Here is a 16,563-nt window from a genome sequence, read left to right as displayed (position 1 = left end):
AATTGTGCGCTACAGTGGCGGCACGGCAAAAAGGAGGTAAGCCACGGATTTCAGCAGGATGCTGGAACGGGAAAGCCCCTCCCGAGGAAGGGGCCAAAATAAGGAAAGGGTTATGATGAGGCTAGTCATCATACTGGTGATACTCTTAGTGATCAGTTTCCACACTTACTAAGATACCAGGGGGAGGGGTAACCCTCCCTTGCCCTCACTCCTGACGTTAAGCCACACAAACAGGAATGTCAATCCATCCGCATTCAGCATGCGAGGCGTTTAGCGGAATACCACCTCAGCCCAGCGGGCCAGACCGGCGGTGACGGAACCGAAGTCATCGCCTCCGGCAACGGGAATGCCCGGCAGTTTGGCGGTCAGCGCTTTTTTGATCAGCGGCGAGCGGGCGCTACCGCCGGTCAGATAGATGACCTCCGGTTTTTCCTGGGCGTTATCCAGCGCCAGTTGCACCTGTTCCAGAATTCGGGTGAGCGGCTGTTCCAGCGCGCTCTCCAGTCCCTGCTGACTAATAACGGTTGCCAGATCGTCACGGATAAACGGGAGCGTTGCGTTTATCTCGGGCTGGGCGGACAGTGCAATTTTGCCCTCTTCAGCGCTGCGGACCAGACGATAGCCGAGACGCTGACGCCAGACTTTCAGCAGCAGTGCCACCTGTTCCGGTTCGCGGGCATCGCGCACCAGGTCGTTCAGCAGGCGGCCCGTGGCGCTGCTGTAGAAATCACTTTGCGCCGGGACATCGTTGATAGCCACCGCATTCCACCAGGGCAGTACTGGCAGGGCGATCCCTTTTTCCGTTTCGCCTCCCATTCCGAGCAGCGGCATCAGGTGTTTAAATGCCAGCGCGATATCCAGATCGTTCCCGCCAACACGACAGCCGCTGTGCCCGAGCAGGCTGGACTCGCGGTCGGCGCGGTGATGCCACTGCGGCCCCATCAGCAATAGCGAACAGTCGGTGGTACCACCGCCGATGTCTACCACCAGGACACGTTTTTCCTCCTGCAATGTCGCTTCGTAGTCCAGCCCAGCCGCGACGGGCTCATACTGGAAAACGACATCCTGGAATCCGGCTCGTTTTGCCGCACGCTCCAGAATGCCCTGCGCCTGGCGGTTTGCTTCATCGCCGCCTAATCCCTGGAAGTTAATAGGACGTCCAATGACCGCCTGGGTGATGGTTTCAGGGAGCTGGTTTTGCGCCTGTTGACGGATATGCAGCATCATTGCGCAGACTAAATCTTCAAACAGCGCGACCTGCTGCGGCTTCAGCCCGCTGGCGCCGAGGAAGGATTTCGGCGATTTAACAAAGTACACCTCTTCCGGGTCGTCAATATAGTGCCCAAGCGATGACAGGCCAAACTGTACGCTGCTGGCGTGAACGTCAATGTCCTCGTCGCGATTAAAACGAATGGCCCGGCGCAGCAGCGCCTGCGTTTCATTGTCCGGTGTCGGCACATCATGATGGCGGTAGAGCCATTCGCTCACCGATTCACGCGTCGGCGCGCAAAGCATGGAGGGCAGCAGCGTGCTGCCGTTTTCCATTTTCAGCAGTTGCGGCTTGCCGTCGCGCATGACGGCGACAGAGCAGTTAGCGGTACCGTAATCAAATCCAATAAACACCTTAGAAATCCCCATGCCAGTGAAGAAGGGGCGTGACTTTAGCGAAATGTCGTCGTCGCGACAACTGGAATATGAAAGCAAAGCACAACGCCTGAATAGCGTTTATGCTGAAGGTTTGCAGAAAAAGGAGAAGATGATGTTTACCCTGAGCTGGCAGCCGCCGTATGACTGGTCATGGATTTTAGGTTTTCTTGCCGCTCGTGCGGTCAGCGGTGTGGAAACGGTAGAGGCGTTACGCTACACGCGGAGTCTGGCAATAGGTCAGCACACGGGAATCATCACCGTCGTCCCCGACACGGTAACTCACACGCTTCAGGTCACGCTGAGCGAAGGGCTGCTGCCGGTCGCGGATATCTGTCTTGAAAAAATGGAACGACTCTTCGACCTGCGCTGTAAACCTCAGCAGATAGGCCATGTTTTAGGTGAACTGGGCGCGGCGCGTCCGGGGCTGCGCCTGCCGGGTTCGGTGGACGCCTTTGAGCAGGGTGTTCGTGCGATTCTGGGCCAACTGGTGAGTGTGGCGATGGCGGCAAAGCTGACGTCGAAAGTCGCACGTTTATATGGCGACGTGTTAGCGGACGCACCGCAGTACGTCTGCTTTCCGACCCCTGAACGGTTAGCCGCAGCCGATCCGCTGGAGTTGAAAACGTTGGGTATGCCGCTGATGCGCGCCAACGCGCTCATCCATCTGGCGCAGGTCGCGCGGGATGGAACACTGATAACCCAGCCGCCGGAAGATATCGAACAGGGGATTAAAACGCTACAGGAATTTCCGGGAATAGGCCGCTGGACAGCAAGCTATTTTGCCCTGCGCGGCTGGCAGGCGAAGGATGTGTTTTTGCCTGACGACTATCTGATCAAGCAGCGTTTTCCGGGGATGACCCCCGCGCAAATCCGTCGCTATGCGGAGCGCTGGAAACCCTGGCGCTCCTACGCGTTATTACATATCTGGTATACCGAGGGATGGCAGCCGTCAGTTGATAGCGAAATAACTGGTATTGAGTAGCAGATCCAGCGGCTGCGCTTCGGCGATGATGTCGCCATAAATCTGATCGACACCAATGCCCGATAGCGTATCCATGACGATCGGCGTTTGCACCGGCCCGGCGATGGTTTTAATGCCCAGACGCTGGGCGTGACCCTGAATAATCGACACCAGCATTTCATCCATCATATTGCCGTGAATGCTGGTGCTCAGATCACTGTCGAGCAGCAGGTAATCCGCCATGCTTTTGGTCATCAGATTGAAGATCTGCAGATCGCGGCCAATCTGACTCACAATAATGTGACAACCTGCCTGACGTAATTTCTGGAGTGCCGAGGCGCTCTCCTGCGGATGCAGCAACAGCGCTTCTGCAGGCACCATCAGATGCAGCAGGCGTCCCGGCAGGGTGCTCTGCTCCAGTTGATCCAGGATCTCATCGATAAGCGTTGCGCTGGTCAACCCGGCAGCGGAAAGGGGCAGGGCGACGCTGAATCCTTTACTGGCAACTGCCGGAGCTGCATGATGAAAAAACTCATGGAGTACGCGGCGATCTAACGCATGGTTGAGCGCCGGATCGACTAAGCTGGCCCGGAAGGCCTGTTCTTCCATGACTTCCCCTTCGCTGGTCCACAGGCGCAGCGAGATCAGCCAGAAATTGCTCGCTTCGGGAATGCGCGGGGACGCCACACCGCGGGCGACCATCAGCAAATGGTTATCTTTAATCATCCGCCACTGCTCATCCAGCGACATCATCGCGCGCTCGTGATGCGCCAGTTCCTGCTGTGGTTCATACACGGTCACCTGACCACGTCCGCCATTTTTAGAGGCATAACAGGCGATATCCGCCTGCGACATTACCTCAACCGCCTGACAGTTGTTTTCGTCGATAAGCGTAATCCCGGCGCTGGCACCAATGCGGTGCAGGCGGCCCTCCCACATAAAGTGGTAATCGTTGACGGCGTTAATGATCCGCGTGGCGATAAAGCGCGCGCTTTCAATATTACACTCCGGCAGCAGCAGTCCGAACTCATCGCCACCCAACCGCGCCAGCACGTCGCTGGAACGCAACATGCTAAGCATCAGTTGCGCCAGTTCGCGCAGCAACGCATCGCCCGCCGCGTGACCGGCGCTGTCGTTCACCGCTTTAAAGCGATCAAGATCGATAAAGACCAGTGCGTGACGCTGATGCGAATTGCGCTCGGTTTGCAGCAGTTGCTTCAGTTTGTTTTCAAAACTGGCCCGGTTGGTCAGGTGGGTGAGGGCGTCGTGGGTGGCGCTGTAGCTCAGTTGGCGCAGCATCTTGCGCGACTCGGTGACGTCCTGAATCACCAGCACCGAACCGATATTGCCGCCGTCCAGCGTGCTGAGTGGGGTAATGCTGTAGTGAATATCGTAACTGCCGCCGTTGCGACAATGGAGAACCACATCCTGTTCGATGGCGGAACGGGACATATCGGCGCTGTAGATGTTCTCCATCAACGGGCCGTTATCACCAAAGGTGATCCGCAACACCGTCAACAGCGGGATGCCAATGGCATTCTCCTGCTGCCAGCCGCTCATCTTCTCAGCGACCGGGTTCATAAAGGTGACCTTCATGTCGACATCAATACACACCACCGCTTCGCCGATGGAGTCCAGCGTGATGTGCAGACGCTCTTTTTCCTGAAACAGCGCTTCATTCAACTGCTTCACTTCCGTCATGTCCATGTTGATGCCGAGTAGTCGTTCGACTTCGCCATCTTTATTTAACACCCGATTCGCCAGCGAGCGGATATGGCGGATGCCATCGTTGACCGCAATCCGGAATTCCAGCTTAAAGGGCAGGCGCGCGGCTAATGAGTCACGAATCACCTTTTCTGCATGCTCGCGATCTTCCGGGAGCACACAATTGTACCAGACCGACCAGGTAGGCTTAACGTGGGCGGGGACATCGTACAGTTCGAACATGCGCTTATCCCAACTGATGACGTCGGGTTGCAGTTCCCACTCCCAGATCCCGATGCCGCCGGCTTCATTGGCCAGCGTGATGCGTTCCATCAGCCGTTTGTTGACCCATTCGGTATGTTTGAGATCGTTGATATCTTCGATTTGGGCAATAAAGTAAAGCGGCGTGCCATCAGGATGGCGGACCAGCGAAACGGCCAGCAGCGCCCAGACGACCTCGCCTGCGCGGGTGTAATAGCGTTTCTCCATTGAATAGCTATTAATGTCGCCGCACACCAGCATCGTGAGTTGTTCCAGATCGTTATCCAGATCTTCCGGCCAGGTGAGTTGCTGAAAGGTCAGTGAGCGTAATTCATCCTGGCTATAGCCAAGAAACTGACATAACGCTTTGTTGGCCTGCAGCCATTGCCCTTCCGTACCAACCAGCGCCATGCCGATCGCCGAGTACTCCATCGCGTTGCGAAAACGCTCTTCGCTTTCCGTAATGTGCTTACGTTCGGCGCGAAAAGCATACATCACCATGGTCATGATGTTCGCCGGTAAGAGAATCATTAAGAACGGCAGCCACGGCAGGTTGTTCATCACATGCACTTTGGGGGTGGTCAGCAGCGACGGATCGGATGCCATCATCATTGACACCATCATGACGGTGGCGAGAAAAATGAGAAATGCCTCCATCCGCGGTAAGCGCACGGCGCTCCACATCAGTAACACGATCACTAATGTGAAGGGCCATGGAACATACTTCATGGCGAACCAGCTCAGGACTAAGGTCACCGTCAGCGTCAGCAGCGTCTCAAGGAGCAGGCGCGGATCGCGGTGGCGCAGCAGGTAGTGCGGTTTGAACAATAAGCCCAACGGCACCAGCGCCAGGGCACCAATGGATTCCGACAGGACCCAAATCAGAAACGCTTTCAGCGGCGTTTCGTGCGCAGACAACATCCAGACCAGAATTCCGCCCAACAACGGCGGGATAACCGCACTGCCGAAGGCGAGACGTAGCCAGTCATTGAGATTCTGTAATGGGTTGTACCAGGGGAGCAGCTTACGCAATAGCATTGCGCCGACGGCGGCTTCAATGATGTTGATCGCCGTGTAGGTAAAATTCAGCGCGCTGGGGGGAAACAGGACCAGCGATGCGCCAATGCTCCCCAGCGAGCAGGCAAGCGCAATGCCCGGCCACATGCGCCCGGCATGACGGTAAAAGGCCACCATCATGATAGACGTCGGGAACCAGAGCGGGGCGAGCTGGGTACCAAACTGTGATAATTCCAGCGAGAAAAGGGTAAAAATAAAAGCCGTCAGCCCTAAACTGACGACGCGCAGCAGAGGATGCGGCAAGGTAACTAAAACATGTTGGAATTGTTTACTCATTACCCTGTATCCGAGTGTCCGGAACGTCGCGGAACGCCCGGACGCATCGTAGTAATCTCTGTTTATGCTAGTACAAACAATTTACAATTTATATCCCAGTTGCTCATAATTTGACATTATATGGCGATTAATTACTGCGAAATCGGGTTAATTCCGCGAGTTGCTCCAAATCTGAACAAATAAATTTGCGACAGGGAATCATTGGGGGCTAAATACGCTCCCTGCTATCTCGACTGGTATCGTCCGGCTGAAATCCCTATAATTGCCGCGTTTGACGCCCGTGCGGCGTCGTCCTTCCTAACCAGGTTATTCAGGTCGCTAAATTTATGACTGATCAGTCTCATCAGTGCGTCATTATCGGTATCGCTGGCGCATCGGCTTCCGGCAAGAGTCTTATTGCCAGTACCCTTTATCGCGAGTTGCGTGAACAAGTCGGTGACGAACATATCGGCGTTATTCCCGAAGACAGCTATTACAAAGATCAAAGCCATCTGTCGATGGAAGAACGCGTCAAAACCAACTACGACCATCCGAACGCGATGGATCACAGTCTGCTGTTTCAGCACCTGCAGGCCCTTAAACGGGGTTCGGCGATCGAGTTGCCGGTTTACAGCTATGTTGAACATACCCGCATGAAAGAGACGGTTCGCGTTGAACCCAAGAAAGTCATCATTCTTGAAGGGATTTTGCTACTGACCGACGCGCGCCTGCGTGAAGAGATGAACTTCTCCATTTTTGTCGATACCCCGCTGGATATCTGTCTGATGCGCCGTATCAAACGTGATGTTAATGAACGCGGTCGTTCGATGGATTCCGTGATGGCGCAGTATCAGAAGACCGTGCGTCCGATGTTCCTGCAATTTATTGAACCGTCTAAACAGTACGCTGATATTATCGTGCCGCGTGGTGGGAAAAATCGCATCGCTATCGATATTCTGAAAGCGAAAATCAGTCAGTTCTTTGAATAAGCCCGGCGAATTGTGTACCGTTCAGTGATAACCTGGTTTGCCCTTAATGCACAATGCGTTAAGTGCCCGATGCACGAAAGGAGAAAGTGCCATGCGTCTGTGTGACCGAGATATTGAAGCCTGGCTTGATGAAGGCCGTTTGTCGATCAACCCGCGTCCGCCCGTTGAGCGCATTAATGGTGCGACGGTGGATGTGCGCCTGGGCAATAAATTTCGTACATTTAGTGGACATACCGCTGCTTTTATCGATCTCAGCGGGCCAAAAGCGGAAGTGAGCGCCGCGCTGGATCGCGTGATGAGCGACGAGATCGTACTGGCTGAAGGTGACGCATTTTACCTGCATCCGGGTGAACTGGCGCTGGCGGTGACCTATGAGTCGGTGACTTTGCCGGCGGATCTGGTGGGTTGGCTGGATGGCCGCTCTTCACTGGCGCGCCTCGGTTTGATGGTCCATGTGACCGCGCACCGTATCGATCCGGGCTGGTCCGGCTGTATTGTGCTGGAATTCTATAATTCCGGTAAATTACCGTTGGCGCTGCGCCCGGGAATGCTGATCGGCGCGTTGAGCTTCGAGCCGCTTTCGGGGCCTGCGCTTCGACCGTACAACCGTCGTGAAGATGCGAAGTATCGCGATCAGCAGGGTGCTGTCGCCAGCCGGATTGATAAAGACTGAGTCTAATCCATTGAGGATAGCATGAGACGATTTCTGACGACGCTGATGATTTTGCTGGTCGTGCTGGTGGCCGGCTTCTCTGCGTTAGTATTGCTAGTCAATCCGAATGATTTTCGTGCCTATATGGTGCAACAGGTGGCCGCGCGCAGCGGTTATCAACTGCAACTGGACGGCCCACTGCGCTGGCACGTCTGGCCGCAGCTCAGCATCCTCTCCGGGCGCATGGTATTAACGGCAGAAGGGGCCAGTGAGCCTCTGATTCGCGCGGATAACATGCGTCTGGACGTCGCACTGTGGCCGCTGCTGAGCCATCAGCTCAGCGTCAAACAGGTGATGCTCAAAGGCGCAGTGATTCAGCTGACGCCGCAAACGGAAGCGGTACGCCGCGCAAACGCGCCGGTGGCGCCGAGAGACAACACCTTGCCCGACGTCGCCGAAGATCGCGGCTGGTCGTTTGATGTTGCCAGTCTGCGCGTGGCGGACAGCGTGCTGGTCTTTCAGCATGAAAATGATGAACAGGTCACCGTTCGCGATATTCGTCTGGAGATGGAGCAGGATGCGCAGCATCGCGGTTCCTTCGAATTTTCCGGACGTGTGAATCGCGACCAGCGCGACCTTACCCTTGCCCTCAACGGAACCGTTGATGCCTCCGACTATCCACATAATTTAACCGCCGGTATTCAGCAGTTAAGCTGGCAATTGCAGGGCGCCGATCTGCCGAAACAGGGCATCCAGGGGCAGGGACAACTGCAGGCGCAGTGGCAGGAAGAGAAAAAAACGCTCACCTTCAGCCAGCTCAATGTGACGGCGAACGACAGTTCGCTAACCGGAAACGTGCAGGTGACGCTGAGTGAACAACCGGCGTGGCTCGTCAATCTGCAATTTGCCCGATTGAATCTGGATAACCTGTTAGCCCCACCTGAGAACGCCAGCAGTACTAACGGTTCGACGGAGCAAGGGGGCAGTCAGCCGCCGCTGGCGCGTCCGGTGATTTCAAGTCGTGTGGATGAACCTGCTTATCAGGGGCTGAAAGGCTTTAGTGCGGATATCGCGCTGAAAGCGGATACCGTTATCTGGCGTGGGATGAATTTTACCGACGTCAGTAGCCGCATGACAAATCAGTCCGACGTGCTGACTATTGCCGAACTGCAAGGCAAGCTCGACGGCGGAACGATATCGCTGCCAGGGACGCTGGATACGCGTGCGCAAACCCCGCAAGTGGTGTTCCAGCCGCGTCTGGACGAGGTCGAAATCGGCACGATCCTTAAGGCATTCAATTACCCGATAGCCCTGACCGGCAAGATGTCGCTGGCGGGTGATTTCTCTGGTGCGGATATCGATGCGCAGTCATTCCGCCATAGCTGGCAGGGGAAAGCCCATGTTGACATGCGCGACACGCGGATGGACGGCATGAACTTCCAGCAGTTGATTCAGCAGGCCGTAGAACGCAGCGGCGGCGATGTACAGTCGATGCAAAACTTCGATAACGCAACTCGTCTGGCGCGCTTTGTCACGGACCTGACGCTGGATAGCGGTAAGCTGATGCTGGATAACATGGAAGGGGAATCCACGATGCTGAGCCTGACGGGCCAGGGGACGCTCGACCTGGTCGGACAAACCTGTGATACGCAGTTTAACGTGCGGGTTCTGGACGGCTGGAAGGGCGAGGGCAAGCTGATCGATTTCCTGAAGGCAACCCCGGTTCCGCTACGGGTCTACGGTAACTGGCAGGCGCTGAATTACAATCTGCAGGTTGATCAGCTACTGCGTAAGCATATGCAGGATGAAGCGAAGCGTCGCCTGAACGACTGGGCGGATCGCAATAAAGATTCCCGCAACGGCAAAGACGTGAAGAAGCTGCTGGATAAACTCTGATTCGGCAGGGCGTGTGTGCCGGATGGCGACGCTGTGCGTCTTATCCGGCCTACAAACTGATTCGGCGGGAAATGCCGGATAGGGCTAACGCTCATCCGGCATCCTTTAACGTTAAACCTCGTAATCCATCTCATCATTGTTGCGCAATGGAATTAACTGCACTTTCTGCACGCGATGGCTTTCTACCTGTAGCGTTTTGAGCAGGTAATCGCCCACCTGAACTTCTTCCCCCGGCTTCGGCACGCGCTGCAATTCTTCCATCAGCAGGCCCGCAATAGTGTGGTATTCCCGTTTGTCATCGAGCGGCAGCGGGACATATTGCACCAGGTCCTCCAGCGGCATATGGCCGTTTGCGGTCCACGAGCCGTCCGGGTTTTTCTGGATGTCATGGCGGGCATCGATCTCTTGTGCCTCGTTCGGCAGATTACCGGCGATGGTTTCCGTGACGTCACTCAGCGTTACGATCCCTTCTACCGAACCAAATTCATCCACAACAAAGGCAAAGTGCGTCCGCGCGTTGCGGAACTGCTCCAGCGCCGGAAGCAGCGGCAGCGTCTCCGGGAACACCAGCGGCTGGCGAATCAATACCCGCAGGTTGAGCGGTTCACCGCGCAGCGACTGTTGCAGCAGATCAATAACGTGCACCACGCCGAGCAGATCTTCTTCATCATGACCGCCGGTCACCACCAGACGCGTGTGCTGGTTTTTTTCCAGCAGGGCGCGAATCTCCTCCTCCGGTGCGGTGAGGTCGATATGTTCGATGTCGTGACGCGAGGTCATAATACTGCTGACGGTACGCTGATTGAGGTTGAGTACGCGCTCAATCATCCGACGTTCCTGCGGGTTGAAAATCTGGCTGTCGTCATGGTCAACCAGCATCGAGGCGGTTTCCGCATCCAGTTCGGCTTCTTCTTTCTGCCCACTCAGCAGGCGCATTACCGCCTCGGTCGTACGCTGGCGCAGCGTGTGATTGGCCGACAGGAAACGACGGCGGTTGAAGATAGCCAACTGGTTAAGCGCTTCGATCATCACCGAGAAGCCAATTGCGGCGTACAGATACCCTTTCGGGATCCGGAAGCCGAAGCCTTCCGCTACCAGGCTGAAGCCGATCATCAGCAGGAAACTGAGACAGAGGATGACAATGGTTGGGTGGCTGTTCACAAAGCGGGTGAGTGACTTACTTGCCAGCAGCATCAGGCTGATGGCAATAATCACCGCCGCCATCATCACCGCCAGGTGATCCACCATACCGACAGCCGTGATCACTGAGTCGAGCGAGAAGATGGCGTCCAGCACCACAATTTGCGCCACCACGCCCCAGAATTTCGCCCCTTTGCGCTGGGTGGGGTTGTCGCTGTCCTTCCCTTCGAGTCGTTCGTTCAGCTCCATCGTGGCTTTAAACAGCAAAAAGAAGCCACCAAACAGCATAATCAAATCGCGGGCGCTGAAGCTCAACCCCTGCACGCTAAACAGCGGTTTTGTCAGCGTGACCAGCCACGAGATCGATGCCAGCAGCAGTAGGCGCATCAGCATTGCCAGGATAAGCCCGGTGACGCGCGCACGGTCACGCTGCGCAGGTGGCAGTTTTTCTGCGAGGATGGCAATAAAGACTAAGTTATCAATGCCGAGGACTAATTCGATCACGACCAGCGTGACCAGTCCCGCCCAGATTGACGGATCGGCGATCCATTCCATAGTAAACGTAAAACCTTTCGTTATATGACAATTGTCACAATTCGATCATGGATAAAGCGGACGGAAAATGCAATGGCGAGAAGGGATTTCTCGCGTATTCATCTTACTGACTGTACTGAAAATAACCATAAAGTTTCTGTCGGGAATAATTAAAAAAGCTAAAAACTATTTAGGAAATATCGCAGGGTGAATTGAGGAAATAGATTCTGTCAACCTCAAGTAATTCCTAAAAACAGGTCAATATATCGCTTAATATTAATCTTAAAAACAGAGAATAGCAGGCTTGTTACCTTGCCTGCAATTACGTTAGCTGTAACAATTCTTCCAGCGTTAATGATGGAAGAGTAAATATATTAAGTTGGATCCCGTTTCATTAATGGCTGACATTCAGAATGCCTTACGTATTTCTCTGTTGCGGCAAATCACGAAATGACGAGGCTTGAAAAACATAACCTAATCAGTGTATTGGTAGCTAAAAAGCCAGGGGCGGTAGCGTGCCTGAACGCCTGATGACGAGTCTGCATTATTCTGTCAATAGCTTACGGATGAATTCAATTTTTTTAGGACTGATGCCAGTTAAATTTCTTTTCAATTAACTGCAATGTAAATGTGTACGGCGAAGTCGCTATTTAAATTGCACAGGATAATTACTCTGCCAAAGTGATAAATAATCAATGATGAAATCCAAAATGAAATTGATGCCATTATTGGTGTCGGTAACCTTGATAAGCGGTTGCACAGTACTTCCGGGCAGCAATATGTCTACGATGGGTAAAGACGTGATTAAACAGCAAGACGCTGATTTTGATCTCGACCGGATGGTGAACGTGTATCCACTCACTCCGCGACTGGTTGAACAATTACGTCCTCGCCCTAACGTCGCCCAACCGAATATGTCGCTGGACCAGGAACTCGCCAGCTATCAGTACCGCGTTGGCGCGGGGGATGTGCTGAGTGTGACCGTCTGGGATCACCCGGAACTCACCACGCCTGCTGGGCAATACCGTAGCTCCAGCGATACCGGCAACTGGGTTCAGCCCGATGGCACCATGTTTTATCCCTACATCGGCAAGGTTAGCGTGGTCGGAAAAACGTTGGCAGAAATCCGCAGTGATATTACCGGGCGCTTAGCGAAGTACATTGCTGACCCGCAGGTGGACGTTAATATCGCCGCGTTCCGTTCGCAAAAAGCTTACATCTCCGGGCAAGTGAATAAATCCGGACAGCAGGCGATCACCAACGTGCCGCTGACCGTGCTGGACGCGATTAACGCCGCCGGTGGCCTGACGGAAGTGGCCGACTGGCGCAACGTGGTGCTAACGCACGAGGGTAAAGAACAACGCATTTCACTGCAGGCGCTGATGCAAAACGGCGATCTCAGCCAGAACCGTCTGCTCTATCCGGGTGACATCCTCTATGTGCCGCGTAATGACGATCTGAAAGTGTTCGTGATGGGGGAAGTGAAAAAACAGAGCACACTCAAAATGGACTTCAGCGGCATGACGCTGACCGAAGCTCTGGGTAATGCCGAAGGTATCGATATGACCACCTCCAACGCCAGCGGCATCTTCGTGATCCGTCCGCTGAAAGGCAAAGGCCCGGGCGGCAAGATTGCCAACATCTATCAGCTCGATATGTCTGATGCGACCTCTCTGGTCATGGCGACGGAATTCCGTCTACAACCGTATGACGTGGTGTATGTCACGACCGCACCGGTTGCGCGCTGGAACCGTCTGATCAATCAGTTGCTGCCGACCATCAGCGGTGTCCGTTACATGACGGATACGGCCAGCGACCTTCATAACTGGTAATCGTCATGTTTAACAAAATATTAGTGGTTTGCGTGGGGAACATTTGCCGTTCCCCAACGGCAGAGCGCCTGCTCAGACAGTATCACCCGCAGATTACAGTGGAATCCGCCGGTCTGGGGGCGCTGGTGGGAAAAGGCGCTGATGCCTCGGCGGTGAACGTCGCAGCCAGCCATGCACTTTCTCTCGAAGGGCACTGCGCGCGGCAGGTTACCGGACGACTGTGCCGGGACTATGACCTGATCCTGGCGATGGAAAAAAGGCATATCGCCTCTCTGCACGAAATGGCGCCCGAGATGCGCGGCAAGGTCATGCTTTTCGGTCACTGGGATAACGAGCGCGACATTCCCGACCCCTATCGCAAAAGCCGCGAGGCGTTTGAAGCGGTGTACGCATTACTTGAACGGTCTGCTCGCCAGTGGGCGCAGGCATTGAACGCAGAGCAGGTAAAATAATGACAGAAAAAGTAAAACAGTCTGCCGCTCCGGTAACGGGCAACGATGAGATTGATATCGGTCGCCTGGTGGGAACCGTCATTGAAGCACGCTGGTGGGTGCTGGGCATTACGGCGGTCTTTGCGCTATGCGCGGTGATTTACACGCTTTTCGCTACGCCTATCTATAGTGCGGATGCGCTGGTACAGATTGAACAAAACACCGGCAACTCACTGGTGCAGGATATTGGCTCTGCGTTATCCAATAAACCGCCGGCCTCCGAAGCGGAAATTCAATTGATCCAGTCGCGTCTGGTATTAGGCAAAACGGTAGACGATCTGGATCTGGATATTTCGGTTACTAAGAACACTTTCCCGCTGTTTGGTGCGGGCTGGGAACGGCTGATGGGGCGCCAGAATGAATCGGCGAAAGTCACCACCTTTACCCTGCCGAAAGGGATGAACGAACAGACCTTCACCCTGAAAGTACTGAACGATAAACGTTATGAGCTGTACAGCGACGGCGGTTTCAGCGCGCACGGACAGACTGGTCAGACGCTAAGTAAAGACGGCGTCACGATGGTGGTCAGTGAAATTCACGCCCGCCCGGATACCGAATTTACCGTCACCAAATTCTCCACTCTGGGGATGATCAATAATCTGCAAAATAACCTGACGGTGACGGAAAACGGCAAGGATACCGGGGTGCTTAGCCTGAGCTTTACCGGTGAGGATCGCGAACAGATCCGCGACATCCTCAACAGCATTACCCGCAACTATCTGGAACAGAACGTTGAGCGCAAATCGGAAGAGGCGGGGAAAAGCCTGGCCTTCCTGGCGAAACAGTTGCCGGAGGTGCGAAACCATCTGGACGTGGCGGAAAATAAACTCAATGCCTTCCGTCAGGATAAAGACTCCGTCGACTTACCGCTGGAGGCCAAAGCGGTGCTGGACTCGATGGTTAACATCGACGCGCAGCTCAACGAACTGACCTTTAAAGAAGCAGAAATTTCCAAGCTCTTCACCAAAGCACACCCGGCGTACCGCACGCTGCTGGAAAAACGTCAGGCGCTGGAAGATGAAAAAGCCAAACTGAACGGACGTGTGACGGCGATGCCGAAAACGCAGCAGGAGATTGTGCGTCTGACGCGTGATGTAGAGTCCGGCCAGCAGGTTTACATGCAGTTGCTGAACAAACAGCAGGAGCTGAAGATAACCGAGGCCAGCACCGTGGGGGACGTGCGGATCGTTGACCCGGCCATTGCTCAGCCCGGCGTGTTGAAACCAAAGAAAGCGCTGATCGTTCTCGGTAGCATCATCCTGGGCCTGATGCTTTCCATTGTGGGCGTGCTGCTGCGTTCACTGCTCAACCGCGGTATCGAAAGCCCGCAGGTGCTGGAAGAGAATGGCATCAGCGTGTACGCCAGCATTCCGCTGTCGGAATGGCAGAAAGCGCGGGATAACGTCAAGACCGTGAAGGGCGTCAAGCGTTACAAACAGAGTCAACTGCTGGCGGTGGGCAATCCGACCGATCTGGCGATCGAAGCGGTGCGCAGCCTGCGTACCAGCCTCCATTTCGCCATGATGCAGGCGCAAAACAATGTGCTGATGCTCACCGGGGTCAGTCCGTCCATCGGGAAAACCTTTGTCTGCGCCAACCTGGCGGCGGTGATCAGCCAGACCAGCAAGCGTGTGCTGCTGATCGACTGCGATATGCGCAAGGGCTATACCCACGAACTGCTCGGTACCAACAACGTCAACGGCCTGTCTGAGATTCTGGTCGGCAAAGGGGATATTGCCTCCTGTGCGAAACCCACGTCCATTGCCAACTTTGACCTCGTACCGCGTGGTCAGGTGCCGCCAAATCCGTCTGAACTGCTCATGAGCGATCGTTTAGGCGAGCTGTTGCGCTGGGCGAGCAGCCACTACGATCTGGTGCTTATAGATACCCCGCCCATCCTGGCCGTCACCGACGCCGCAATTGTCGGACGCCATGCCGGTACGACGCTGATGGTCGCCCGCTATGCCGTCAACACCCTGAAAGAGGTGGAAACCAGTCTGGGCCGCTTTGCGCAAAACGGCATTCAGGTGAAAGGGGTGATCCTCAACTCTATCTTCCGTCGCGCCACCGGGTACCAGGACTACGGGTACTACGAGTACGAATATAAATCAGACACAAAATAATAAATCGTGAGTGGCCTGCTCATTGAGTAGGCCTGATAAGCAAAGCGTCATCCGGCCTACACGCTGCGCCGTCAGGCATCGCTGCCGGATGGCGGTGTAAACGCCTTATCCGGCCTACACGTTCGGCCCTCCGGCAATATTTCCTGGGAAATGAAGATGAAAACAGACAAGCCATTGATTTCCATTTATATGCCAACCTGGAACCGGCAACAGCTTGCCATTCGGGCGATTAAATCGGTACTGCGCCAGGATTATCCCCACTGGGAGATGATCATTGTTGATGATTGCTCCTCCTCCTATGAGCAGCTACAACAGTTTGTTGAGGGATTAAACGACCCCCGCGTGCGTTACACCCATAATGAGATCAACTCTGGCGCCTGCGCGGTGCGTAATCAGGCCATCGTCCAGGCGCAGGGGCATTACATCACCGGAATTGATGATGATGACGAGTGGACACCAAACCGCCTGAGCGTGTTCCTTGCGCACAAGCATCAGTTGGTGACCCACGCATTTTTATACGCCAACGATTATGTCTGCGAAGGCGAGGTTTATTCTCAGCCGGCGAGCCTGCCGCTGTATCCGAAATCCCCTTACTCGCGTCACTTGTTCTACAAGCGCAACATCATTGGTAATCAGGTCTTTACGTGGGCGTGGCGTTTCAAAGAGTGCCTGTTCGATACCGAACTGAAGGCCGCGCAGGATTACGACATTTTTCTGCGAATGGTGGTGGAGTACGGCGAGCCGTGGAAGGTGGAGGAGGCGACGCAAATCCTGCACATCAATCATGGCGAAATGCAGATCACTTCGTCGCCGAAGAAGTTCTCCGGCTACTTCCATTTTTACCGCAAGCACAAAGACAAATTCGACCGCGCCAGCAAGAAATATCAGCTGTTTACGCTCTACCAGATCCGCAACAAGCGCATGACCTGGCGCACGCTGCTGACGCTGTTCTCACTGCGCAACGGCAAGCGTCTGGCGGATGGACTGCGAGGACGATAAGC

12 protein-coding genes are annotated in these 16,563 nt (G+C 54.7%); 9 read left to right on the top strand and 3 right to left on the bottom strand.

Going from position 1 to position 16,563, the window contains the following annotated elements; genetic code table 11:
* Positions 1 to 58: 58 nt before the first annotated feature.
* Positions 59 to 172 carry a type I toxin-antitoxin system Ibs family toxin gene (locus QQZ17_RS26490; RefSeq protein WP_152403671.1) on the top strand — a complete coding sequence of 38 codons (114 nt, stop codon included), beginning with the start codon at positions 59 to 61 and terminating at the stop codon, positions 170 to 172.
* A gap of 98 nt (positions 173 to 270) precedes the next feature.
* On the opposite strand, the gene yegD is transcribed toward QQZ17_RS26490, so the two are convergent.
* Complete coding sequence (gene yegD, locus QQZ17_RS17820) at positions 271 to 1,623, bottom strand: molecular chaperone (RefSeq protein WP_152403674.1); 1,353 nt, start codon at positions 1,621 to 1,623, stop codon at positions 271 to 273.
* Between the two features lie 136 nt (positions 1,624 to 1,759).
* Here yegD and alkA point away from each other — a divergent pair, with 136 nt between their 5' ends.
* A complete protein-coding gene (gene alkA / locus QQZ17_RS17815; RefSeq protein ID WP_152406293.1) occupies positions 1,760 to 2,629 on the top strand; it encodes a DNA-3-methyladenine glycosylase 2 in 870 nt (289 codons plus the stop codon).
* Here the strand turns inward: alkA and QQZ17_RS17810 are convergent.
* Positions 2,597 to 5,926 carry a diguanylate cyclase gene (locus tag QQZ17_RS17810; RefSeq protein WP_152403676.1) on the bottom strand — a complete coding sequence of 1,110 codons (3,330 nt, stop codon included), beginning with the start codon at positions 5,924 to 5,926 and terminating at the stop codon, positions 2,597 to 2,599. The genes alkA and QQZ17_RS17810 overlap by 33 nt on opposite strands.
* A gap of 326 nt (positions 5,927 to 6,252) precedes the next feature.
* Here QQZ17_RS17810 and udk point away from each other — a divergent pair, with 326 nt between their 5' ends.
* The 3 genes from udk to asmA all read left to right on the top strand — a co-directional run bounded on the left by udk (position 6,253) and on the right by asmA (position 9,442).
* Positions 6,253 to 6,894 carry a uridine kinase gene (gene udk, locus QQZ17_RS17805; RefSeq protein WP_042318055.1) on the top strand — a complete coding sequence of 214 codons (642 nt, stop codon included), beginning with the start codon at positions 6,253 to 6,255 and terminating at the stop codon, positions 6,892 to 6,894.
* 91 nt (positions 6,895 to 6,985) lie between these two features.
* Positions 6,986 to 7,567 (top strand): dCTP deaminase, encoded by a 582-nt coding sequence (dcd, locus tag QQZ17_RS17800; RefSeq protein WP_043000174.1) that lies wholly within the window; start codon positions 6,986 to 6,988, stop codon positions 7,565 to 7,567.
* A gap of 21 nt (positions 7,568 to 7,588) precedes the next feature.
* Positions 7,589 to 9,442, top strand: a complete 1,854-nt coding sequence (gene asmA / locus QQZ17_RS17795; RefSeq protein ID WP_152403678.1) for an outer membrane assembly protein AsmA — start codon at positions 7,589 to 7,591, stop codon at positions 9,440 to 9,442.
* Between the two features lie 111 nt (positions 9,443 to 9,553).
* On the opposite strand, the gene QQZ17_RS17790 is transcribed toward asmA, so the two are convergent.
* Positions 9,554 to 11,137, bottom strand: coding sequence for a TerC family protein (locus tag QQZ17_RS17790; RefSeq protein WP_152403680.1), 1,584 nt, complete (start codon positions 11,135 to 11,137; stop codon positions 9,554 to 9,556).
* Between the two features lie 674 nt (positions 11,138 to 11,811).
* On the opposite strand from QQZ17_RS17790, the gene QQZ17_RS17785 reads away from it, so the two are divergent.
* The 4 genes from QQZ17_RS17785 to wcaA all read left to right on the top strand — a co-directional run bounded on the left by QQZ17_RS17785 (position 11,812) and on the right by wcaA (position 16,561).
* A complete protein-coding gene (locus QQZ17_RS17785) occupies positions 11,812 to 12,948 on the top strand; it encodes a polysaccharide export protein (RefSeq protein ID WP_152403681.1) in 1,137 nt (378 codons plus the stop codon).
* A 5-nt stretch (positions 12,949 to 12,953) separates the two neighbouring features.
* The gene (gene wzb / locus QQZ17_RS17780; RefSeq protein ID WP_152403683.1) at positions 12,954 to 13,400 is read left to right on the top strand and encodes a low molecular weight protein-tyrosine-phosphatase Wzb; all 447 of its coding nucleotides are present in this window, start codon (positions 12,954 to 12,956) and stop codon (positions 13,398 to 13,400) included.
* Positions 13,400 to 15,562 (top strand): tyrosine-protein kinase Wzc, encoded by a 2,163-nt coding sequence (wzc, locus tag QQZ17_RS17775; RefSeq protein WP_152403685.1) that lies wholly within the window; start codon positions 13,400 to 13,402, stop codon positions 15,560 to 15,562. The genes wzb and wzc overlap by 1 nt, the downstream gene beginning before the upstream one ends.
* Before the next feature lie 156 nt (positions 15,563 to 15,718).
* Positions 15,719 to 16,561 (top strand): colanic acid biosynthesis glycosyltransferase WcaA, encoded by an 843-nt coding sequence (gene wcaA / locus QQZ17_RS17770; protein ID WP_152403687.1) that lies wholly within the window; start codon positions 15,719 to 15,721, stop codon positions 16,559 to 16,561.
* Positions 16,562 to 16,563 lie beyond the last annotated feature (2 nt).

The organism is Citrobacter sp. T1.2D-1 (assembly GCF_950098555.1).
GTDB lineage: Bacteria > Pseudomonadota > Gammaproteobacteria > Enterobacterales > Enterobacteriaceae > Citrobacter_A > Citrobacter_A telavivensis.
This window is presented reverse-complemented; position numbering and strand designations above follow the sequence as displayed.